Annotated in this window: 23 protein-coding genes; 14 read left to right on the plus strand and 9 right to left on the minus strand. The window is 63.2% G+C overall.

Going from position 1 to position 20,373, the window contains the following annotated elements:
- Window positions 1-32 precede the first annotated feature (32 nt).
- The 4 genes from accD to FJ977_RS08225 form a co-directional block, all read right to left on the minus strand.
- Window positions 33-959 (minus strand): acetyl-CoA carboxylase, carboxyltransferase subunit beta, encoded by a 927-nt coding sequence (gene accD / locus FJ977_RS08210; RefSeq protein WP_140770273.1) that lies wholly within the window; start codon window positions 957-959, stop codon window positions 33-35.
- A 96-nt stretch (window positions 960-1,055) separates the two neighbouring features.
- The gene (gene trpA / locus FJ977_RS08215; protein ID WP_140770275.1) at window positions 1,056-1,895 is read right to left on the minus strand and encodes a tryptophan synthase subunit alpha; all 840 of its coding nucleotides are present in this window, start codon (window positions 1,893-1,895) and stop codon (window positions 1,056-1,058) included.
- Between the two features lie 2 nt (window positions 1,896-1,897).
- Window positions 1,898-3,148 carry a tryptophan synthase subunit beta gene (gene trpB / locus FJ977_RS08220; protein ID WP_140770277.1) on the minus strand — a complete coding sequence of 417 codons (1,251 nt, stop codon included), beginning with the start codon at window positions 3,146-3,148 and terminating at the stop codon, window positions 1,898-1,900.
- 33 nt (window positions 3,149-3,181) lie between these two features.
- Window positions 3,182-3,841: a phosphoribosylanthranilate isomerase gene (locus tag FJ977_RS08225; RefSeq protein ID WP_140770279.1), complete on the minus strand. Its 660-nt coding sequence runs from the start codon at window positions 3,839-3,841 to the stop codon at window positions 3,182-3,184.
- Between the two features lie 120 nt (window positions 3,842-3,961).
- On the opposite strand from FJ977_RS08225, the gene FJ977_RS08230 reads away from it, so the two are divergent.
- Complete coding sequence (locus FJ977_RS08230) at window positions 3,962-4,180, plus strand: hypothetical protein (protein ID WP_140770281.1); 219 nt, start codon at window positions 3,962-3,964, stop codon at window positions 4,178-4,180.
- Here FJ977_RS08230 and FJ977_RS08235 read toward each other — a convergent pair whose 3' ends face one another.
- From FJ977_RS08235 to FJ977_RS08250, 4 genes are all read right to left on the minus strand, one after another.
- Complete coding sequence (locus tag FJ977_RS08235; protein WP_140770283.1) at window positions 4,181-4,939, minus strand: M48 family metallopeptidase; 759 nt, start codon at window positions 4,937-4,939, stop codon at window positions 4,181-4,183.
- Window positions 4,940-5,037: 98 nt separating this feature from the next.
- Window positions 5,038-5,520, minus strand: coding sequence for a DUF2852 domain-containing protein (locus tag FJ977_RS08240; protein ID WP_140770285.1), 483 nt, complete (start codon window positions 5,518-5,520; stop codon window positions 5,038-5,040).
- A 117-nt stretch (window positions 5,521-5,637) separates the two neighbouring features.
- Window positions 5,638-6,780, minus strand: coding sequence for a benzoate/H(+) symporter BenE family transporter (locus FJ977_RS08245; protein ID WP_140770287.1), 1,143 nt, complete (start codon window positions 6,778-6,780; stop codon window positions 5,638-5,640).
- 2 nt (window positions 6,781-6,782) lie between these two features.
- The gene (locus tag FJ977_RS08250; protein ID WP_140770289.1) at window positions 6,783-7,571 is read right to left on the minus strand and encodes an alpha/beta hydrolase; all 789 of its coding nucleotides are present in this window, start codon (window positions 7,569-7,571) and stop codon (window positions 6,783-6,785) included.
- Window positions 7,572-7,792: 221 nt separating this feature from the next.
- Between FJ977_RS08250 and infC the strand changes: the two genes are divergently transcribed.
- The 9 genes from infC to FJ977_RS08295 all read left to right on the plus strand — a co-directional run bounded on the left by infC (window position 7,793) and on the right by FJ977_RS08295 (window position 15,446).
- Complete coding sequence (gene infC, locus FJ977_RS08255) at window positions 7,793-8,329, plus strand: translation initiation factor IF-3 (protein WP_010912915.1); 537 nt, start codon at window positions 7,793-7,795, stop codon at window positions 8,327-8,329.
- Window positions 8,330-8,553: 224 nt separating this feature from the next.
- Window positions 8,554-9,180 carry an isoprenylcysteine carboxylmethyltransferase family protein gene (locus FJ977_RS08260; protein WP_140770291.1) on the plus strand — a complete coding sequence of 209 codons (627 nt, stop codon included), beginning with the start codon at window positions 8,554-8,556 and terminating at the stop codon, window positions 9,178-9,180.
- Between the two features lie 182 nt (window positions 9,181-9,362).
- The gene (rpmI, locus tag FJ977_RS08265) at window positions 9,363-9,566 is read left to right on the plus strand and encodes a 50S ribosomal protein L35 (RefSeq protein WP_006201248.1); all 204 of its coding nucleotides are present in this window, start codon (window positions 9,363-9,365) and stop codon (window positions 9,564-9,566) included.
- A gap of 93 nt (window positions 9,567-9,659) precedes the next feature.
- Window positions 9,660-10,061 carry a 50S ribosomal protein L20 gene (gene rplT / locus FJ977_RS08270; protein ID WP_006201247.1) on the plus strand — a complete coding sequence of 134 codons (402 nt, stop codon included), beginning with the start codon at window positions 9,660-9,662 and terminating at the stop codon, window positions 10,059-10,061.
- Window positions 10,062-10,316: 255 nt separating this feature from the next.
- Window positions 10,317-11,414 (plus strand): phenylalanine--tRNA ligase subunit alpha, encoded by a 1,098-nt coding sequence (gene pheS, locus FJ977_RS08275; protein ID WP_140770293.1) that lies wholly within the window; start codon window positions 10,317-10,319, stop codon window positions 11,412-11,414.
- Window positions 11,411-11,833: an ASCH domain-containing protein gene (locus tag FJ977_RS08280; protein WP_140770295.1), complete on the plus strand. Its 423-nt coding sequence runs from the start codon at window positions 11,411-11,413 to the stop codon at window positions 11,831-11,833. Before pheS ends, FJ977_RS08280 begins: the two co-directional genes overlap by 4 nt.
- 99 nt (window positions 11,834-11,932) lie before the next feature.
- A complete protein-coding gene (locus tag FJ977_RS08285) occupies window positions 11,933-12,355 on the plus strand; it encodes a GFA family protein (RefSeq protein WP_140770296.1) in 423 nt (140 codons plus the stop codon).
- On the plus strand, window positions 12,352-14,760 hold the full coding sequence (gene pheT / locus FJ977_RS08290; protein ID WP_140770298.1) for a phenylalanine--tRNA ligase subunit beta: 2,409 nt from the start codon (window positions 12,352-12,354) through the stop codon (window positions 14,758-14,760). The genes FJ977_RS08285 and pheT overlap by 4 nt, the downstream gene beginning before the upstream one ends.
- Window positions 14,761-14,843: 83 nt before the next feature.
- Window positions 14,844-15,446, plus strand: coding sequence for a nucleotidyltransferase family protein (locus tag FJ977_RS08295; RefSeq protein ID WP_140770300.1), 603 nt, complete (start codon window positions 14,844-14,846; stop codon window positions 15,444-15,446).
- A 266-nt stretch (window positions 15,447-15,712) separates the two neighbouring features.
- Here the strand turns inward: FJ977_RS08295 and FJ977_RS08305 are convergent, their stop codons facing one another.
- Window positions 15,713-16,708: an aldo/keto reductase gene (locus tag FJ977_RS08305; RefSeq protein ID WP_140770302.1), complete on the minus strand. Its 996-nt coding sequence runs from the start codon at window positions 16,706-16,708 to the stop codon at window positions 15,713-15,715.
- A 96-nt stretch (window positions 16,709-16,804) separates the two neighbouring features.
- Here FJ977_RS08305 and FJ977_RS08310 point away from each other — a divergent pair, with 96 nt between their 5' ends.
- From FJ977_RS08310 to FJ977_RS08325, 4 genes are all read left to right on the plus strand, one after another.
- A complete protein-coding gene (locus FJ977_RS08310; protein ID WP_140770304.1) occupies window positions 16,805-17,695 on the plus strand; it encodes a LysR family transcriptional regulator in 891 nt (296 codons plus the stop codon).
- 127 nt (window positions 17,696-17,822) lie between these two features.
- Window positions 17,823-18,395: a cytochrome b gene (locus tag FJ977_RS08315; RefSeq protein WP_140770306.1), complete on the plus strand. Its 573-nt coding sequence runs from the start codon at window positions 17,823-17,825 to the stop codon at window positions 18,393-18,395.
- Between the two features lie 68 nt (window positions 18,396-18,463).
- On the plus strand, window positions 18,464-19,039 hold the full coding sequence (locus FJ977_RS08320) for a YceI family protein (protein ID WP_140770308.1): 576 nt from the start codon (window positions 18,464-18,466) through the stop codon (window positions 19,037-19,039).
- Window positions 19,040-19,329: 290 nt separating this feature from the next.
- Window positions 19,330-20,316: a Gfo/Idh/MocA family oxidoreductase gene (locus tag FJ977_RS08325; RefSeq protein ID WP_140770310.1), complete on the plus strand. Its 987-nt coding sequence runs from the start codon at window positions 19,330-19,332 to the stop codon at window positions 20,314-20,316.
- The last annotated feature ends 57 nt before the right edge of the window (window positions 20,317-20,373 follow it).

Genomic DNA, 20,373 nt, shown 5'->3' on the forward strand with positions numbered 1-20,373 from the left:
CACTTTCGGGCGACATGCACAGTGTCGGGTCCTCAGGCTTGCGGTCGGGCTTCGGTAGTAACCACCGCCGGCGGCAGGATTTCCGGCTCGATCGGCTTTTGCTCCTCCGGCATCTTGAGCAGCATCTTCAACAGCCGCGCGATGGTCTGGCGCAGCTCAAGCCGCGACACCACCATGTCGACCATGCCGTGCTCCATCAGATATTCGGAGCGCTGGAAGCCGTCCGGCAGCTTTTCCCGGATGGTCTGCTCGATGACACGCGGGCCGGCAAAGCCGATCAGCGCGCCGGGCTCGGCGATGTGCACGTCGCCCAGCATGGCATAGGAGGCGGTGACGCCGCCGGTGGTCGGATTGGTCAGCACGACGATGTAGGGCAGGCCGGCTTCCTTCAGCCGGTCGACGCCGACCGTTGTGCGCGGCAGCTGCATGAGGGACAAAATGCCTTCCTGCATTCGCGCGCCGCCGGAGGCGGCGAACAGGATCAGCGGCCGCTTGCGCTGCAGGGCGACCTCGAATGCGTGCACGATGGCGTCGCCGGCGGCCATGCCGAGCGAACCGCCCATGAAGGCGAAATCCTGCACCGTCACCACCACCGGCAGGCCTTCGATGGTGCCCAGCGCGTTGACGATCGCGTCTTCCAGCCCGGTCTTGGCCTTGGCGTCCTTCAACCGGTCGGTGTACCGCTTCTCATCGCGGAACTTCAGCGGATCCTGCACCACCTTCGGGTTTTCGAGCTGTTCGTATTTGCCGTCGTCGAGGAAGTACTTCAGCCGCTCCTTGGCCGAGATCTTCATGTGATGGCCGGAAGACGGGATGACGAACTGGTTGGATTCCAGATCCTTGTGGAACACCATCTCGCCGGTCTCCGGATCCTTGATCCAGAGATTCTCGGGCATGTCGGTGCGCCGGCCGAGCATCGAATTGATCTTCGGGCGAACGTAATTGGTGATCCAGTTCATCGCTTCGGCTCCTGTCCTGACGAAGAGTTGCTAATGCATGTCACCGAAGAGTGGGAACCGGTTTTGGGCGACATGCACAAACTTGAGGTAGGAGAACTATTCGGCGGCAGCAAGGCGGGCCGAGCGCACGCCTTGCGCAAGCCCACTGACCAGCGTGGCGACGGCCTCGGCCGGGTCGGCGGTCTTTTCGCCCTTCGGCCCCAGCACATTGGCGACCGCATTGACGATCGCGGTGCCAACGACGACGCCATCGGCATTGGCTCCGATGACACGCGCCTGTTCGGCGGTCTTGACACCGAAGCCGACGCAGACCGGCAGGTCTGTGTGGCCCTTGATGCGCTTGACGGCGGCGGCCACCTTGCCGGTGTCGGCCAGCGCCGAACCGGTGATGCCGGTCATCGAGACGTAATAGACGAAGCCGGACGTGTTCTGCAGCACCTTGGGCAGGCGTTTGTCGTCGGTGGTCGGCGTCGCCAGGCGGATGAAATTGATGCCTGCTTTCAACGCTGGAATGCAGAGTTCCTCGTCCATTTCCGGCGGTAGGTCGACGACGATCAGGCCATCGATGCCACTGGCCAGCGCATCTTTCAGGAAGCGGTCGACGCCATAGATGTAGATCGGGTTGTAATAGCCCATCAGCACGATCGGGGTTTCATTGTCGCCGGCGCGGAAATCCGACGCCATCTTCAGCGTCTTGACCAGCGTCTGGCCGCCTTTCAGCGCGCGCAGGCCTGCCGCCTGGATCGCCGGACCATCGGCCATCGGATCGGAAAACGGCATGCCGAGTTCGATGATGTCGGAGCCGGCGCCGGGAAGCGCCTTCATGATCGACAGCGAGGTGTCGTAGTCGGGGTCGCCGCCCATGAAATAGGTGACGAGCGCCGGACGGCCTTCGGATTTGAGCTTCGCCATGCGGCGGTCGATGCGGGTCACCATGATCAGATCTCCATGCCCAGCATCGAGGCCACCGTGTGCACGTCCTTGTCGCCACGGCCCGACAGGTTGACGATGACGATCTGGTCCTTGTCCATGGCAGGCACGATCTTCACCGCATGCGCGATGGCGTGCGCGGATTCCAGCGCCGGGATGATGCCTTCGACGCGCGTCGTCAGCTTGAAGGCTTCCAGCGCCTCGTCGTCTAGGATCGGCACATATTCGACACGGCCGGAGTCGCGCAGCCAGGAATGCTCCGGGCCGACGCCGGGATAATCGAGACCGGCCGAAATCGAATGGCCGTCCATGATCTGCCCGTCCGCGTTCTGCAGGAGATAGGTGCGGTTGCCGTGCAGCACGCCGGGCGCGCCGGCGTTCATCGAGGCGCAATGCTCGATGCCATCGAGGCCACGCCCGCCGGCCTCGATGCCGATGATGCGCACCTCCTTGTCATCCAGGAACGGATGGAACAGGCCGATGGCGTTCGAGCCGCCGCCGACGGCGGCAATGATGGTGTCCGGCAGCCGGCCTTCCTGCTCGAGGATCTGCGCCCGCGCCTCGGTGCCGATGACCGACTGGAAGTCGCGCACCAGTTCCGGATAGGGATGCGGCCCGGCGGCGGTGCCGATCAAATAATAGGTGTCCTCCACATTGGTGACCCAATCGCGAAGCGCTTCGTTCATGGCGTCCTTCAGCGTGCCGTGGCCGGCGGTGACAGGCCGCACTTCGGCGCCGAGCAGCTTCATGCGGAAGACGTTGGGGCTTTGCCGGGCAACGTCGGTCGCGCCCATATAAACCACGCAGGGGAAGCCGAAGCGTGCGGCGACGGTGGCCGATGCCACACCATGTTGGCCGGCACCCGTCTCAGCGATGATGCGCTTCTTGCCCATGCGCTTGGCCAGCAAGATCTGGCCGAGGCAGTTGTTGATCTTGTGGGAACCGGTGTGGTTCAGGTCCTCGCGCTTGAAATAGACCTTGGCGCCGCCCCCGAGGCCCTTCGCGGCGGAAACCTCACGAAGATGCTTGGTCAGGCCTTCGGCGAAATAAAGCTTCGACGGCCGCCCGGCATAGTGGGTCGAAAGATCGGTCAGCTCAGCCCTGAACTCCGGATCGTTCTTGACCTCGTTCCAGTGCCGCTCGAGATCAAGGATCAAAGGCATAAGCGTTTCGGCGACGAAACGGCCGCCGAAAATGCCGAACATGCCCTGTTCGTCGGGTCCGGTACGGAAGGAATTGGGTGTCGCCGGCTTGTTCATCGCCGATCTCCTAAATCTTGATTAGAAGCCCGATCAGGCGGCGCGGTCGTCGCGTGCTGCCCGGACGGCCCGGAAAAACTGTTCGATCAGCGCCGGATCCTTGACGCCCGGCGCGCTTTCCACGCCCGACGAAATGTCTATTCCGGGCGGATTGGCAAGCCGAAGGGCGTCGCCGATGTTGGCGGCGTTGAGCCCACCGGAAAGCATGTAATCGACGCCGGCGTCAAGGCCGCCGAGGATGCGCCAGTCGAAGGCCACGCCATTGCCGCCCGGCAGTTCGGAACCCTTTGGCGGCTTGGCATCGAACAGGAACCGGTCGGCGACGCCGATGAAAGGCTTGATCCGGTCGAGGTCGGTGACCTCACTGAGCGGCAGCGCCTTCATCACCGGCAGGCCGTAGCGGGCTTTCAGTTCGGCCACACGCTCGGGGGTTTCCGAGCCGTGCAGTTGCAGCATGTCGGGCTGCATTTTTTCGACGATCTCGTCCAGGAAGGCGTCGCTGGCGTCAACCGTGACGGCAACCGCCAAGGCCTTGCCACGTGCCGCTTCGCGCAGGCGTCCGGCTTCCACCGGCTCGACATAGCGCGGGCTTTTGGCAAAGAAAATGAAGCCGACATGGCTGGCACCGCCGGCCAGCGCCGCGGCCATTGCCTGGTCGGTCTTCAAGCCGCAGATCTTGATGTCGAGCGCCATGGCGCGGGAATTGGCATGAAATCGAGACAGAGTCGAGAAAAAGCATGCTGTTTGCCGGCAGGGCCAAAGGCGCTACCTATTGATGGACGGATAGACAGCATGCCGGGCGGGAGAAAGATCATGGCCGACACAACCATTGCCGAACTGAAGCAGAAGATCGCGCAGGCACACGAGGTCATCGCGCACCTGATGGACAAGGCCGCCTTCAACGGCGCCGAAGCGCATCGGGCGCTGGAGTATTTCGGTGGCGATACGTTTGACCGGAATTTCCTGCCCTGGCCGCATCATGGCGATGAGGGGCTGCGGCCGGATGAACTCAATGCGGCCAACGACGATTGACTACTCGAACACGATCGCCTGCAGCGCGCCGCCATTGCGCTTCAGCCAGTCCTTACAGCGGTCGGTGTCGGGGCAGAGTTTTTCGCACAGTTTCCAGAATTTCGGGCCGTGGTTCATCTCCTTGAGATGCGCCACCTCATGCGCCACGAGGTAGTTTATGACCGGCTGCGGCGCCATCATGATGCGCCAGGAGAAGGAGAGATTGCCTTCCGAGGTGCAGGAGCCCCAGCGGCTGGACGTGTCCTTGTAACGGATCGCCTTGGCGCGCTTGCCGAGCGCCTCGGTGTGTCTGGCCACCAGCTTCTCGATCTCCTTCTTGGCCTCGCGCTTGAGGAAATCGGCGATGCGGCGCGGCAGATGTATCCGGTCGCCATGCACGATCAGCAGCGGCCCGCGCTCGTCGCGCGATACCGTGACGGTGCCGCGTTTCGACGGCTCATGGACGATACGGTGCGGCACGCCCCGGATCGGAATCCTGATACCCGGCCGCACCTGTGGCCGCGTCGGCACTTTTGCGAGCCGCTGCTCCAGCCAGTCCTGGTGACGCTCGAGGAACCGGTCCACCTCGCCGCGGCGCAGGCCTGGCGGCACGGTGATGCGCAGGCCCTGGCCGCCGGAATCGATGCGCAGCGTCAGCCGCCGCGCCCTGGCGCTCTCGACGATCTTGAGCGGCAGCGTGCGGCCGGCAACGCAATATTCGCGCTCCACGACAGGCGTGGGCTTGGGCTTCGTCAGATTGCGAAAGAATCCGATGGTCATGGCGGGACGATACGCGATTCGAGAAAAACGACTAGAACAAAAAAGAAACGGCGCCGCTCGCGCGACGCCGTTCTCATACCTTGGCCTGTCGCTCGGCCTCAGTCGTCAAGCAGGTTCGATCCCTTGCCACGCTTGGCCGGGGTCGTGCCGGTGCTCGGATCGGTCTTCGCCGGAGCGGTCGACTTGTTGCGCTTCGCCATGAAGCGGTCGAACTCGTCCTGATCCTTGGCGCGACGCAGTTCGCGGGCATAGTCGTCGAACTCGGTCAGCATGTCGTCGAGCTTGCGGCGTTCCTCGGCGAGGCGCTCAAGCTCCTTTTCGCGCCAGTCGTCGAAAGCGACGTTGCCGGTGCGGGCGGAGCCGTTGCCCCAGCGCGCGGCCTTGTCGGAACCACGGCGGCAGCCGGCGAAGATGCCGTCGGTCGCGCGGTTGACGTCACGCTTGAAGCCGTCGAGCCGGTCGCCCCAGATGATGTAGGCGAGCATGGCGAAGCCGAGCGGCCAGAACACCATGAAGCCGATCACCATCAACGCGATGGTTGCCGGCGTCCAGGCCGGGCGGATCAATGCAGATGTGTTCATTTTCTCCCATTCCTTCGGTTGGAGACAGCCAGGACCGGCTGCGTGGAATCGAAATGGGAAGACAAAAACGGCGATTCAAGACAATGTCCGCCAAAACCGGACAAGCTTCTGAAATGATTATCGCTTTTTGAGCATGTCGAGGAAAAGCACGCCCAACCCGGCAATCAGCCCCCAGAACGCGGCGCCGACGCCGAACAGTGTCAGCCCCGAGGCGGTGACGACAAAAGTGACGGTGGCGGCCATCCGGTCGGCCTCGTCCTTGAGCGCGATCGCCAGCGCGTTGGCGAGCGAAGCCATCAACGCAAGCCCGGCCACCAGCACGATCAGGCTCTGCGGCAGGACAGCGAAGATGGCCACCAGCGAGGCGCCGAAGATCGCGAAGACGAGATAGGCGAGCGCATAGAACGGCCCAGTCTTCCAGCGCTCGGCAGGGTCGGGATGAACGTCCGGCCCGGTGCAGATTGCCGCCGAAATCGCCGCCAGATTGGTGGTCGAGCCGCCGAACGGCGCCGACAGCAGCGAAAACAGGCCGGTGACGCCGATCAGCGGGCCGGGCTCCGGGTGGTAGCCGGCGGCGCGCAACACGGCGAGGCCGGACAGGTTCTGCGACGCCATGGTGACGAGGTAGAGCGGCAGCGCCAGGCCAATCATCGCCTTGGCGGTGAAGTCAGGTGCAATCAGCGTCAGTGTCGACAGCTCTGGTGTCGGCAGGCCACCGACACGGCCGGTGAGAAACGCGGCGAGACCGCCGCCGATCAGCACCGCCAGCACCGACAGCGCCGGGTTGAACAGGCGGATGATGAAGAACGCCGCGATCAGCGGCAAGATCAGCCAAGGGTCGGCGGGAACGGTCTTGACCGCATTGAGGGCGAAGGTGACGACGATGCCGGCCAGCATGCCCGAGGCGACCGAGGGCGGTATCCTGGAGATCAATTGCGTCAACGGCCGAAACAGGCCGGTGGCGATCAACAGGATGGCGGTGACGATGAAGGCGGCGACGGCCTCGCCGATCGAAAAGCCGGTTGAGGCAGCCATCAGCGCCAGGCCCGGCGTCGACCAGGCGGTGATGACGGGCATCTTCGTGCGCCAGGACAGCCACAGGCTCTCGACCGCCATGGCCAGGCAAATGGTCGTCACCCAACTCGCCGTCTGGACTTGCGTCGCACCGACCGCGTGGGCGGCGGCAATGACGATGGCCAGCGTGCCGCCGAAGCCGACGATGGCCGCGACAAAGGCCGAGATCGGGATGGAAAGGCGCATTCTCACCTGCCCCGCCCGGCCATGTCACCAACTGCCCGCACCAGCATGTCGAGATCCTGCGGCCGCGACAGGCGATGATCGCCGTCGGGAATGAGCGACAGCGTGACATCATCGGCCGGCAGCAGGCTGACCAGCTTCAGCGCATGGCTCGACGGCACGTCGGCATCGGCCAGGCCCTGCAGGATGTGAACCGGGCAATGGGTGTGGATGGGGCCCGTCATGACCAGGTTGTCGCGCCCATCTTCGATCAACGCGCGCGTGTAGATATAGGGCTCCGTGGAATAGTCGGAGGGCTCGGCGAAGAAGCCCTTTTCGGCGAGGTCGTGCTTCTGCGCGGGGGTCAGCACCGGCTCGACCAGCTCGGCGGTAAAATCCGGCGCCGGCGCCAGCAGCACCAGGCCGACGACGGATGCGTCACCCGCCTTGCGCAATTCCTGCACCATGCGCAGCGCGATCCAGGCGCCCATGGACGAGCCTACCAGGATCTGGCTGCCGCTAGCGAAATGCCGGAACACGGCGAGGCTTTGCGAAAGCCATTTCGAAATCGTGCCGTCGGCAAAGGCGCCGTCGGATTCGCCGTGTCCTGAATAGTCATGGCGCAGGAAGGCGCGGCCTTCCCTTGCCGCCCAGTCCGACAGCGTCTGCGCCTTCGTGCCCAGCATGTCCGACTTGTAGCCGCCCAGCCAGACAATGCCGGGCGTCGAACCCGCCATATGGCGCACCGCGATGCGCGATCCCCCAACATCCGGAGAGAAAGGGACATCGAGAAAGGTCGGGGGCGTGACGGTCATGGCTTTTTCCTCAGGCCCCTCTTTTGGCACGGCGTTCTTGTGGCACAGCCACAGGCGTGGCGAAAAGTGCTCGCGCCGTTTCTTTGTTTGGTGCAGGCCAGCGATCAGGGTGATTTTCTGTCAATGCTGTGCTATTGACTCCGCCCGCGCGCTCACCACATTGGCGCGTCCACGCATCAGACTGACAAATCCTGAACGAAACGGCCAAGGAGACCACGACCATTCGCAGACCTTTCAAAGCAGCGGCGCCGACCAAGGATGGGCCGCGCTCCAACCGTGACATCCGGGTTCCCCGGGTCCAGCTTATCGACGCCGAAGGCCAGAACCGCGGCGATGTTTCCATAAACGACGCATTGCTGCTCGCCGAAGAGGCTGGGCTCGATCTCGTCGAGATATCGCCCAATGCGGTGCCGCCCGTCGTAAAAATTCTCGATCTCGGCAAGTTGAAATACGCCAACCAGAAGAAGGCAGCCGAGGCGCGCAAGAACCAGAAGGTCATCGAGATCAAGGAGATCAAGATGCGCCCCAACATCGACAGCCATGACTACGAGACCAAGATGAAGGCGGTTCGCCGCTTCTTCGAGGAAGGCGACAAGGTCAAGCTGACGCTGCGCTTCCGTGGCCGCGAAATGGCGCATATGGAGCTCGGCATGCAGCTCCTCAACAAGGTCCGCGAAGAAGTGGCGACCATCGCCAAGGTCGAGGCGGAACCGAAACTCGAAGGCCGCCAGATGATGATGGTGCTGGCGCCGCGCTAGGCGGATATTTTGCGGAACCTGCCTGGATCACGATAAGGTTAGGCGCCGTCATCACGCTCTAAATCCGCCTGAATTGTGCTACAGGGCGTCCCGACGATCGGCGGGACGCCTGTTTCTTGGCGAAAGCTGCGATCGCCGGCTTTGTTTTTATGCATGTCGTCCTCCCAGAACCGGGGCCACTTTTGGACGATTTGCGATAGGCTCCTCGACGATCGGATACCCCCTTGGACAATGAAGTGAAATACGGGCTGGGCAACTACCAGCAGATGCGCCGGCTGGTGCTTGCCGTGCTTGTGGTGGTGCTGTTTCTGGCGCTGCTGTTTGGCCAATCGACCTTCCCGCCGGACACGCCGGTGCATGAATCGATCGAGATGTTCGGCGTGCTCTTGATTTTCCTCGGCATTGTCGGACGCCTTTGGGCGACACTCTATATAGGCGGGCGCAAATCCTCCGAAGTGGTGACGGGTGGGCCTTATTCGATCACCCGCAATCCGCTCTACGTATTCTCGACCGTGGCCGCGGCTGGTGTCGGCGCCCAGATCGGCTCGTTCTCCGGCATTGTTCTCTTTGCGCTGCTCTGCGCCGGGGCCTTCCACATCGTGATCCTGCGCGAGGAGAAGTTCCTCAAGGAAGCGCTCGGCGCGCCGTATGCGGCCTATCTGGCGCGGGTACCGCGCTTCTTCCCGAAGCTTTCCCTCTACCAGGAGGGCGATACGGGCAGCTTCAAGCCGCGGCTGCTGTTGACCACGCTGCTCGACGGCCTGGTGTTCCTGATCGCGCTGCCGGCCTTCGAACTGATCGATGGCGCCCAGCAGTCGGGCATGCTGCCGGTGTGGTTTACGCTCCCCTGACAGAAGACAGAGCGTCGCACGGCCTCGGGTGTTGCGTACAAGTCCTGTTTGACGTATAGGACCGCCGTTCAAGAAAACCGCCCGGCAGGGCATGCCGTGGCGGTTTCATTTGCTTTTCGGGCTTTGGTCAGCCCGGAGCGAACAAGAAGCGCGATAGTGCGCCAACAATACGGAGTAGCAAAATGCCCAAGATGAAGACCAAGTCGGCCGCCAAGAAGCGGTTCAAGATCACAGGTACGGGTAAAGTCCTGTCGGCTGCGGCCGGCAAGCGTCACGGCATGATCAAGCGTTCCAACAAGTTCATTCGAAATGCCCGCGGCACGATGGTTCTGGCTGAACCGGATGGCAAGAAGGTCATCAAGAATTTTCTGCCGAACGGCCTCTAAGGCATTCGGTCCGGACACGCAGTAGTTTTACGCAATTCCGAACGGAAAACCGCAAGACACTTTTCCTGGAATTGCTTTTAAGGAGATCATGACATGGCACGCGTAAAAAGAGGCGTCACCTCGCACGCCAAGCACAAGAAGGTCCTGAAAGCCGCCAAGGGCTTCTACGGCCGTCGCAAGAACACCATCCGCATCGCCAAGCAGGCGGTGGAAAAGTCGCTGCAGTACGCTTACCGCGACCGCAAGAACCGCAAGCGCTCGTTCCGCGCGCTGTGGATCCAGCGCATCAACGCCGCGACCCACGAGCATGGCCTGACCTATGGCCGCTTCATCGACGGCCTCAACAAGGCCGGCATCGAGATCGATCGCAAGATCCTGTCCGACATGGCCATCCATGAGCCGCAGGCTTTCGCCGCGCTCGTGGCCAAGGCCAAGGTGGCGCTCGAATATCTGAAGAACACCACGCCGAACGCTTTTGAAAGCGCTGTCGCCTAGAGCATGATGCCAAAAAGTCTATGACTTTTTGGACAACATCATGCTCCAGGGAAATTAGCGAGGAGCACGATCTTTTCCGAAAAGTCTGCAACTTTTCGGGATCGGGCTCCGAGCCCAGCGCTTCCCAAGCATTCGCAATTCTGATTTTGGGGAACCCGCGCTGGCACGGCTGGCGCGGGTTTTTCTTATGCCTGATGTAACCAAATTGGTGACACGCCCGGTGATGGCGGGTTGCCCGACCGAGAGAGCTTCGCCGTGAACGCCACTGCTGGAAATCTTGAAGCCCTGGAAGATTCACTTCTGGCCGACATCGCATCGGCCGCCGACGAGCCTGCCATCGAGGCCGTGCGCATCGCTGCCTTCGGCAAGAAGGGCACCGTGTCCGAGATGCTGAAAACGCTTGGCGCCATGACCGCCGAGGAGCGCCAGATCAAAGGCCCTGTCATCAACGGCCTCAAGAACCGCGTCACCGAGGCGCTGACGGCCCGCAAGGCCGAATTGAAAGACGTGGCGATCGCCGTCCGCCTTGCCGCCGAAAAAGTCGACGTGACGCTGCCGGTGCGGCAGTCGCCGGCCGAGCGCGGCCGTATCCATCCGATCAGCCAGGTCATCGACGAGATCGCCGCGATCTTCGGCGATCTCGGCTTCGCCATCGCCGAAGGTCCCGATATCGAGACCGACTATTACAATTTCACCGCGCTGAATTTCCCCGAGGGACATCCGGCCCGCGAGATGCATGACACCTTCTTCTTCCAGCCGGACGAGAAGGGCGAGCGGAAGCTTTTGCGCACCCATACCTCGCCGGTGCAGATCCGCACCATGGAGAAGCAGAAGCCGCCGATCCGCATCGTCATTCCTGGAAAAACCTACCGCCAGGATTCCGACGCCACGCACTCGCCGATGTTCCATCAGGTCGAGGGGCTGGTGATCGACAAAACGGCCAACGTCGCCAACATGAAGTGGGTGCTGGAAGAGTTCTGCAAGGCGTTCTTCGAGGTGCCATCGGTCAAGATGCGCTTCCGGCCGTCCTTCTTCCCGTTCACCGAGCCCAGCCTCGAGGTCGACATTCAGTGCGACCGCTCGCGGCCCGGTGAAGTGCGCTTCGGCGAAGGCTCCGACTGGATGGAGATCCTCGGCTGCGGCATGGTGCACCCCAATGTGCTGCGCGCCGGCGGGCTCGATCCCGACGAATACCAGGGCTTTGCCTGGGGCATGGGCATCGATCGCATCGCCATGCTGAAATACGGCATGCCGGACCTGCGCGCCTTCTTCGACGCGGACGTGCGCTGGCTGTCGCATTACGGTTTCCGGCCGCTCGATATGCCGACGCTGTTTGGAGGCCTCAGCCCGTGAGCGGAGCCGCCGATCCCTATGCGGACGCTGTGACCTTCCGCTTCGGCGACAGCCCGGAGCTTGCCGACGAGTTGTTGGCGCTGGTGCTGTCGGGGCGCAAGACGGCAACCTGCGGCGCATTGCGAGATTATGGCGGCGCCGAGCCCGTTCCGGAGGTCGGGCGCCGGGATGTCGTGCTCGATGGCAGCGGCCGGCGCACCGCGGTGATCGAGACGGTCGAGGCGATCGTGCGGCGTTTCGATGAGGTCGACGCCGACTTTGCCCGCGACGAGGGCGAAGGCGATTTGAGCCATGAATACTGGCGTGACGCCCATCGCGCCTATTTCGAGCGCAATGGCGGATTTGCGCCTGACATGAAACTGGTTTGCGAACGCTTCCGCCTGGTCGAAGTGTTCGCTGAAGAAGACGCGAAAGTGTGAGAGGATGAACGAGTATCAGGGCATTACCTGGAGCACGGGCATCGACCGCATCGCCATGCTGAAATACGGCATGCCGAAGCTGCTCTGGGGCCTGAGCGCATGACAGCGCCCCACAATGGCGGCTGTCGCTGCGGCGCCGTGCGGTTCGAGGCTTCGGCTGAACCGCACCACGTCAGCTATTGCCATTGCGGCGATTGCCGGCGGGCCAGCGGCGCACCGGTATCGGCCTTTGTCGGCTTCCCGGCCAGCCAGGTGGCGTTCACCGGCAAGGCGCTGAAGATGTTCGAGAACGGCCCGGTGACGCGCTCCTTCTGCGGCGTCTGCGGCTCGCCGATCGCCTATGTCGACGAGCGGCTGGAAGACGACATCTACTTCATGCTCGGCGCCATGGACGCGCCGGCCGATTTCAGACCGACGCTGCATGCCTATGTCAGCGAGCAGCTTCCCTTCCTGCATATGTCCGACGACTTGCCCAGACATCTGAAAACAAGCGTCAAAAGACCAGACGGAACAGTCCCATGAAATTCACCCTCTCCTGGCTCAAGGATCATCTCGAGACCGACGCCTCGCTCAACGAGATCGTCGAGCGGCTGACGTCGATCGGGCTTGAAGTCGAGCATGTCGACGACAAGTCGAGCCTGAAACCCTTCGTCATCGCCAAGGTGCTGACGGCTGTGCAGCACCCCGATGCCGACCGGCTGCGCGTGCTGACCGTCGATACGGGCGACGGCAAGGCACCCGTGCAAGTGGTGTGCGGTGCGCCGAACGCCCGCGCCGGCTTGATCGGCGCCTTCGCCGCGCCCGGCACCTATGTGCCCGGCATCGACGTGACGCTGACGGTCGGCAAGATCCGTGGCGTCGAAAGCCATGGCATGATGTGTTCCGAGCGCGAACTGGAACTGTCGGACGAACACAACGGCATCATCGACCTGCCCGAGGATGCGCCTGTCGGCACCAGCTTTGCGTCCTACGCGCATCTCGACGATCCGGTGATCGAGATCAATCTGACGCCGAACCGGCCCGATGCCACCAGCGTCTACGGCATCGCCAGGGACCTGGCGGCGAGCGGGCTCGGCACGCTGAAAAGCGCTGCGGTCGAAGCGATCCCCGGCAAGGGCGAGACGCCGGTCAAGGTGGTGATCGAGGCGCCGGAGCTTTGCCCCGGCTTCGCCTTGCGCCTCGTGCGCGGTGTCAAGAATGGCCCATCACCGAAATGGCTGCAGCAAAGGCTGATCGCCATTGGCTTGAGGCCGATCAGCGCGCTGGTCGACATCACCAATTACGTCACCTTCGATCGCGGCCGGCCGCTGCATGTGTTCGATGCCAGGAAGGTTGCCGGCAATCTCGTCGTGCGCCGCGCGCGCGACGGCGAGAAGGTGATGGCGCTCGATGGCCGCGAATACACGCTGACATCAGACATGTGCGCCATCGCTGATGACAACGGCATCGAATCGATTGCCGGCGTGATGGGCGGCGAACATTCCGGCTGCGACGAGAACACGACCGACGTGCTTATCGAATCGGCGCTCTGGGATCCGATCACCACCGCCCGCACCGGCCGCACGCTCGGCATCATCACCGATGCGCGTTACCGTTTCGAGCGCGGTGTCGATCCTGAATTCATGGTGCCCGGGGTCGAGCTGGCGACCAGGCTTGTGCTCGATTTCTGCGGCGGAGAGCCGGCCGAGACCGAGGTCGTCGGTTATGCCGGCCACAAGCCCAAGATCGTCTCCTTCCCGCTGTCGGAAGTGACGCGGCTGACCGGCATCGAAGTGCCCAAGTCGGAAAGCCTCGACATCCTGTCGCGTCTCGGCTTCAAGCCGCAGGGCTCCGGCGATGTCGTCGATGTGGCGGTGCCGTCCTGGCGTCCCGATGTCGACGGCAAGGCGGACCTGGTCGAAGAGGTGATGCGTATTCACGGCGTCGACAACATCGAGCCACAGCCGCTCGGCGCGCATGACGCGGTCAATTCCAAGATCCTGACCACGCTGCAGGTCCGCACCCGCACCGCCAAGCGCGCGCTTGCCGTGCGCGGCATGATGGAAGCCGTCACCTGGTCGTTCATTCCGGCCAAGCATGCCGAACTGTTCGGCGGCGGCCAGACGGCGCTGAAGCTCGCCAACCCGATCGCAGCCGACATGTCCGACATGCGGCCGTCGCTGCTGCCGGGGCTGATTGCAGCCGCCCAGCGCAATGCCGACAAGGGTATTGGCGACGTGGCGCTGTTCGAGGTGTCGGGCATCTATGAGGGCGACGGCGCCGACCAGCAGCGGCGCGTGGCCGCCGGCGTGCGCCGCGGCACCGCCAAGCTCGACGGCTCGGGCCGCAACTGGGCCGGCAATTCGGGTCCGGTCGGCGTGTTCGACGCCAAGGCCGATGCAATCGCGGCACTGGAAGCCTGCGGCGCGCCGGTCGACCGGCTGCAGATCGAGGCAGGCGGCCCGTCCTGGTACCATCCCGGCCGCTCCGGCACGATCAAGCTCGGGCCGAAGACCGTGCTCGGCACGTTCGGCGAGTTCCATCCCAAGACGATGGAAGGGCTCGATGTTTCCGGGCCGCTCTGCGGCTTCGAAGTGTTTGTCGACGCCGTGCCCGAGCCGAAGGCCAAGCCGACCAAAACCAAGCCGAAGCTGGAGCTCTCCGCCTTCCAGGCGGTGAAGCGCGACTTCGCCTTTGTCGTCGACAAAGCGATCGAGGCCGGCACGCTGGTGCGCGCAGCACTTGCCGCCGACAAGAAGCTGATCACTGGCGTTTCGGTCTTCGACATTTTCGAAGGCGCGGCGCTCGGCGAGGGCAAGAAGTCTATCGCCATCGAAGTGGCGATCCAGCCGGTCGAGAAGACGCTGACCGACGAGGATTTCGAGGCGCTGGCCAAGCGCATCGTCGAGAATGTCGGCAAGCAGACGGGCGGCGTTCTGCGCGGCTGAGGCGATCGCGGGGAAAGTGCCTAGCGGTTTTCCCACCGGAATTACGGATTGCGAGCAGATGGCGAATCGTCCTCCAAAGGGCGATGGACCACCTGCGCTATTCCGGGCTGCCGTTCGAAGCACAATGCGAGGCGTTTCTCGACATCGTATCGGGGGATCCGCTGATCCACGAAGCCCTGGCGCGTGCCCGCATGCTGGCTTTGCCGGACTGGCTGGTGGTTTCCGGCGCACTCTACAACAGCGTCTGGAACCATTTGACCGGCAAGCCGTCGGGTTACGGCATCAGGGATGTCGACCTGTTCTATTTCGACAACAGCGACCTGTCCTATGAGGCCGAGGACGCTGTCATCCGCCGAGCGGCGCGGCATTTCGAGGGGCTGGCGCTGCCGGTCGAAGTGCGCAACCAGGCGCGAGTGCATCTGTGGTATCCGCAGAAATTCGGCCAGCCCTGCCCGCGCTATACGAGCGCGAGCGAATCCATCAGCCATTTTGCCTCGAAGACGCATGCGGTCGGGATGCGCTACGATGCCGGCGGGCGGCTTGAGCTGGTGGCGCCATTCGGGCTCGACGATGTCTTTTCGTTCCGCATCACGCCGAACCGGGTGATGGACAACCAGCGGACGCATGAGGCGAAGGGGGCGCGGGCGAGGGAGTGCTGGCCGGAGATTACGGTGGTGGCTTGGTAGGGACGCAGACATAGAAAAATGTCGGCGCGAGGCGCCCCCTCTGTCCTGCCGGACATCTCCCCCACTTGGGGGGAGATCAGCAGTTTCGGTGCCCCGTCCATTTCTCCAACGACGGCGATTGGCGAAAGCCGAGCCGGCATCCAATCTCCCCCCTCGTGGGGGGAGATGCCGGCAGGACAGAGGGGGGCGCTGTCCCGCCGGCGTTTCTATTTCCAACGCTGCGAAAAGAGGCGCCGAAGCGCCCCTTTCCGTATCCTGAATGCTGCTCACCCATTCACCAGCGCCAGCAGCTCCTCCGTATAGCGCTTGCCGACAACCTTATCCGGCGACAGCGCGTCACCAATCACAGCCACTTCAGCCACGCTCAGTTCAAACCCGGCCGCTGCCGTGTTCTGCTCGAGATGGCGGATTTTTCGTGCACCTGGGATCGGCACAATGAAATCGCCCTGGTGCAGCACCCAGGCCAGCGCCAGTTGCGCCGAGGTCACGCCCTTTTCAGCGGCCATCCTTTCCAGCGTGGCGACAACCTTGGCATTGGCTTGCATGGCTTCGGCCTGGAAGCGCGGCAGGGTCCGGCGCCAGTCGCTGTCATCAAGCGTTTCGGGCTTGGCGATGGTGCCCGTCAAAAGGCCACGGCCGAGCGGGCTGTAAGGGACGAAGCCAATGCCGAGTTCGCGGCAGACGGCGAACACTTCCTCTTCCGGGTCGCGGCTCCACAGCGAATATTCGCTCTGCACGGCCGCGATCGGATGTACGGCATGCGCCCGGCGGATGGTCGTCGCACTTGCCTCCGACAGGCCGAGCGCGCGCACCTTGCCCTCGCGCACCAGCTCGGCCATGGCGCCGACCGTGTCCTCGATCGGCACGTTGGGGTCGACCCGGTGCTGGTAGTAGAGGTCAATGACATCGGTGCCCAGCCGCTTCAGCGAGGCCTCGGCCACCGCCTTGACGTGCTCGGGGCGGCTGTCGACGCCGGCCATGCGGTCGAGGCCCGTGCCTTCCTCCAAAATCTTGAAGCCGAATTTCGTCGCAATCGTCACTTTGTTCCGCACGGACTTCAGCGCCTTGCCGAGCAGGATCTCGTTCTCGTAGGGGCCGTAGACTTCCGCCGTGTCGAAGAAGTTGACGCCGATCTCGACGGCGCGATGCAGGGTGGCGATCGCCTCGGCCTCCGGCTGGCCGCCATAGGCGAAGCTCATGCCCATGCAGCCGAGGCCTACGGGATAGACGCTCAGTTCAGTTCCTAGTTTGCGGGTTTGCATCAGGCATCTCCTTGCTGTGATGCGACAGAGATAGCGCCTTGCCTTATGTTCGATAATCGTCTCTCATTTTCACAGGCTGTTCCAAGAAATAGATCAATGAACCGAGCGCATCTCTCACAGCTGGCTGTGCTGGCGACGGTCGCCCAATGCGGCAGCTTTCGTGGCGCGGCCAGGGAATTGGCGATCGCGCCGTCGGCCGTCAGCCATGCTGTATCCAGCCTGGAATCGCGACTCGGCGTGCGGCTCTTGGCGCGCAGCACCCGCAGCGTCGCGCCGACGGAAGAAGGCGCGAAACTCCTGGAGCGACTGCGGCCGGCCCTATCCGAGATAGACCTGGCGCTGGAGACGGCGATCGAGTCGCGTGAGCGGTCAGCCGGGAATCTGCGGCTCAGCGTGCCGCGCACGGCCGCGCATCTGGTGCTGACGCCGCGGCTTGGTGCCTTTGCATCGGCCTATCCCGACATCGTGCTGGAGATCGTTATCGAGGACCGCTTCACCGATGTGGTGGAGGGCGGTTTCGATGCCGGCGTGCGGCTCGGCGAGAGCCTGCAGCGCGACATGATCGCGGTGCGCATCGGACCCGATATGCGCGGCGCGGTAGTCGGCGCGCCATCCTATTTCGCCGTGAACCCCAAACCGCAACACCCGCGCGACCTCGCCGATCATCGCTGCATCCGTTTCCGCTTCTCCAGCGGCATCCTCTACCGCTGGGAATTCGAAAAGGGCGGCGAGGAGATCGAGATTGCCGCGCAAGGGCCGCTGATCCTCGACGAGGACCATCTGATCGCGCAAGCGGCGGTCGACGGCGCCGGGCTCGCCTTCGTCTTCGAGCCTTATGTTCGCGCCCCGCTCGCCGACGGCAGGCTGATCCGCGCGCTGGAGGACTGGTGCCCGTCTTTCGAAGGCTTCTTTGTCTATTATCCCAGCCGCCGGCAGATGCGCCCGGCGCTGAGGGCGTTTGTGGATTTCTTCAAGGTGAGTGGGTAGGGAGCGCCCCTCACCCTCCCCCTTGTGGGGAGGGTCGTAGGGCGCTGCCCCACCCCGTCGCTTCGCGCCGACCCTCCCCACAAGGGGGAGGCTGGAAGAAAGCGCAACTCAGCAACGTTCTTCTCCCATGCAAACCTCCATCACCAACACGCCAACCCGCTACGGCTGGGCGACGATCCTCCTTCACTGGCTGATCGGGATCCTCTTCATCGGCCAGTTCGTGCTCGGCTTCATCATGGTGCGGCTGACCAGCCAACGCACCGCCTTCGAGCTGATCCAGCTGCACAAATCCCTGGGCTTTCTGCTGCTTGGCCTCATCATCCTGCGCATCGCCTGGCGGCTCGGCAACGTGGCGCCGCCCTTGCCGCGTTCGGTCGGCGCGCTGGAGCGGCGTACGGCGCCGCTCGCGCATCAGGCGCTCTATGCCTTCCAGGTCGCCTTGCCCTTGTCAGGCTGGGCGCTGGTTTCCGTGTCGACGCTGGAAATTCCGACCATGCCGTTCAACCTGTTCGTAATGCCCAACCTGCCTTTGGCGGAATCCGACAGCGCGGAAAACTTCTGGGCGGCGGCGCACTGGTATCTCGCCTATGCCGGCATCGCGCTTGTCGCGCTGCATGCCGCCGCCGCCCTGCGCCATCATTTCCTGCTGCGCGACAGCGTGCTCACGCGCATGATCACGCCTTCGTCAGACAGGGAATAGAGCGGGCGGTTCGCTCGTTTGTGGGCTGAGGACGCGAAACGCGTTGCCTCCAGGAAAGGATCAATCCCATGCATGCGCGCATCCTTGGATTCGCGGCTCTTGCCGCATGCCTAGCCATGCCCGCCACTGCTGCGGTGGCGCTGAGTGACGCCGCCGGCAGCTACACGATCAGTCCGGCGGGCTCCAGCATCCGTTTCACCATAGGCAAAGCAGGTGGCGGCGGCTTCGATGGCGCCTTCGCCCGTTTCAAAGGTACGATCCGCATCGACAACGGAGATATCGGCCATTCGAAAGTCGATCTGACCATCTATCCGGAAAGCGTCGGTACCGGCCAGGGCCGTATCGACGCCTTCCTGCGCTCCGACGCGGTGTTCGATGCGGCCAACAGCCCGGAGATCCAGTTCCGCTCGACCAGCGTGACCCGTACCGGCGACACGTCAGCCCTGGTCACCGGCAGGCTGACGGCGCGCGGCAAGACGTTTCCGGAAAAATTCACGGCCGAACTCGACGGCTTGAAAGGCGGCACGATAAAATTCCATGTCACCGGCAAGGTGCTGAGATCACGCTACGGCATGGATGTCGGCACGCCGCTCTATTCCAACATCGTCGATTTCGACATGACGCTGACGGGCAAGCGGGGGTAGTTCTAATTTGCGCATCCTCCGGGTTCGTCATCCTAGTGCGAAGCAAGGAGCGAAGCGACGCGCGCAGACCCCTGGAGCTGCTCCGCAGCCCAAGGGATCCATTCCGTGACGCTAAGGCGTTGCAACGGTTACAAAATTCTGCACCGTTGCATTTACGTGATAGGTCACGGCATGGATCCTCGGGTCGAGCCCGAGGATGACGAAGGCGCTTTGTGATCCGCGTCCGCGATTGGCTTTTCTCCGAAATTGGGGCACACCTCCATCGATATAATCGACATGGAGAGAGTGCGATGTTCCGATGGGGTGTGTTGTCGACGGCCAAGATCGGCCGCGAGCATTTGTTGCCCGCAATGGTCGAGGCGGAGAACGGCGTGCTTTCGGCGATTGCCAGCCGCGACCTGTCGAAGGCCAAGGCCCTGGCCGAGCGATTTGGCGCGCGCCATGCGTTCGGCTCCTATGAGGAACTGCTCGCTTCCAAGGACATTGACGGCGTCTACATTCCGCTGCCGACATCGCAGCATGTCGAATGGACGGCCAAAGCGATCGAGGCAGGAAAACATGTGCTGGTCGAGAAGCCGCTGGCGCTCGACGCCAAGGACATTCTCCCCCTGATCAAGCTGCGCGACCGGAAGAAGGTGCTGGTCTGCGAGGCCTTCATGGTCATCTACCATCCGCAATGGATCAAGGTGCGCGACCTTATCGCCGGCGGCGCCATCGGCCGGCTGCGCCATGTGCAAGGCGCGTTCTCCTATTACAATGTCGACCCCAACAACATGCGCAACCAGCTCGATCTCGGCGGCGGCGCGCTGCCCGACATCGGCGTCTACCCGACAGTGTCGACGCGGTTTTCGACCGGCAAAGAGCCTAGCCGTGTCCAGGCGACGATCGAGCGCGACAAGAAATTCGGCACCGACATCTATTCCTCGATCCGCGCCGATTTCGGCGATTTCGAGCTGTCCTTCTATTTGTCGACGCAGATGGCGGCGCGCCAGGTGATGGTGTTCCACGGCGAGAAGGGTTTCATCGAGGTCTTTTCCCCGTTCAATGCCGGGCTCTATGACCATCACCGCGTCGAATTGCACAACCAGAACCACACCGAAGCGCAAGTGTTCCGCTTCCCCGGCACGCAGCAGTACCGGCTGGAGGTCGAAACTTTCGCGCGGGCGGCGCAGGGCGGCAAGGAACGTGTTTTCACCCTGGAGGAGTCCGTGCTCAACCAGAAGGTCATCGATGCCATCTTCCGCGCCGGCGGCAAGGACGGCTGGGAGGCCGTCTAACTCTGGTTTGACGCAATTCCGGAAAACCGGTTACACCTGGAATTGCGTTAGCCGGCT

Source organism: Mesorhizobium sp. B2-1-3A (genome assembly GCF_006442655.1).
GTDB lineage: Bacteria > Pseudomonadota > Alphaproteobacteria > Rhizobiales > Rhizobiaceae > Mesorhizobium.

Coding starts and splice junctions, on each gene's coding strand:
- FJ977_RS08225 (WP_140770279.1), bottom strand. CDS start 3,841: ATGGCGCTCGACATCAAGATCTGCGGCTTGAAGACCGACCAGGCAATG.
- rplT (WP_006201247.1), top strand. CDS start 9,660: ATGGCACGCGTAAAAAGAGGCGTCACCTCGCACGCCAAGCACAAGAAG.
- FJ977_RS08250 (WP_140770289.1), bottom strand. CDS start 7,571: ATGACCGTCACGCCCCCGACCTTTCTCGATGTCCCTTTCTCTCCGGAT.
- FJ977_RS08230 (WP_140770281.1), top strand. CDS start 3,962: ATGGCCGACACAACCATTGCCGAACTGAAGCAGAAGATCGCGCAGGCA.
- FJ977_RS08320 (WP_140770308.1), top strand. CDS start 18,464: ATGCATGCGCGCATCCTTGGATTCGCGGCTCTTGCCGCATGCCTAGCC.
- FJ977_RS08295 (WP_140770300.1), top strand. CDS start 14,844: ATGGACCACCTGCGCTATTCCGGGCTGCCGTTCGAAGCACAATGCGAG.
- rpmI (WP_006201248.1), top strand. CDS start 9,363: ATGCCCAAGATGAAGACCAAGTCGGCCGCCAAGAAGCGGTTCAAGATC.
- FJ977_RS08310 (WP_140770304.1), top strand. CDS start 16,805: ATGAACCGAGCGCATCTCTCACAGCTGGCTGTGCTGGCGACGGTCGCC.
- trpA (WP_140770275.1), bottom strand. CDS start 1,895: ATGGTGACCCGCATCGACCGCCGCATGGCGAAGCTCAAATCCGAAGGC.
- FJ977_RS08315 (WP_140770306.1), top strand. CDS start 17,823: ATGCAAACCTCCATCACCAACACGCCAACCCGCTACGGCTGGGCGACG.
- accD (WP_140770273.1), bottom strand. CDS start 959: ATGAACTGGATCACCAATTACGTTCGCCCGAAGATCAATTCGATGCTC.
- FJ977_RS08235 (WP_140770283.1), bottom strand. CDS start 4,939: ATGACCATCGGATTCTTTCGCAATCTGACGAAGCCCAAGCCCACGCCT.
- pheT (WP_140770298.1), top strand. CDS start 12,352: ATGAAATTCACCCTCTCCTGGCTCAAGGATCATCTCGAGACCGACGCC.
- FJ977_RS08285 (WP_140770296.1), top strand. CDS start 11,933: ATGACAGCGCCCCACAATGGCGGCTGTCGCTGCGGCGCCGTGCGGTTC.
- FJ977_RS08240 (WP_140770285.1), bottom strand. CDS start 5,520: ATGAACACATCTGCATTGATCCGCCCGGCCTGGACGCCGGCAACCATC.
- trpB (WP_140770277.1), bottom strand. CDS start 3,148: ATGAACAAGCCGGCGACACCCAATTCCTTCCGTACCGGACCCGACGAA.
- FJ977_RS08245 (WP_140770287.1), bottom strand. CDS start 6,780: ATGCGCCTTTCCATCCCGATCTCGGCCTTTGTCGCGGCCATCGTCGGC.
- FJ977_RS08325 (WP_140770310.1), top strand. CDS start 19,330: ATGTTCCGATGGGGTGTGTTGTCGACGGCCAAGATCGGCCGCGAGCAT.
- FJ977_RS08305 (WP_140770302.1), bottom strand. CDS start 16,708: ATGCAAACCCGCAAACTAGGAACTGAACTGAGCGTCTATCCCGTAGGC.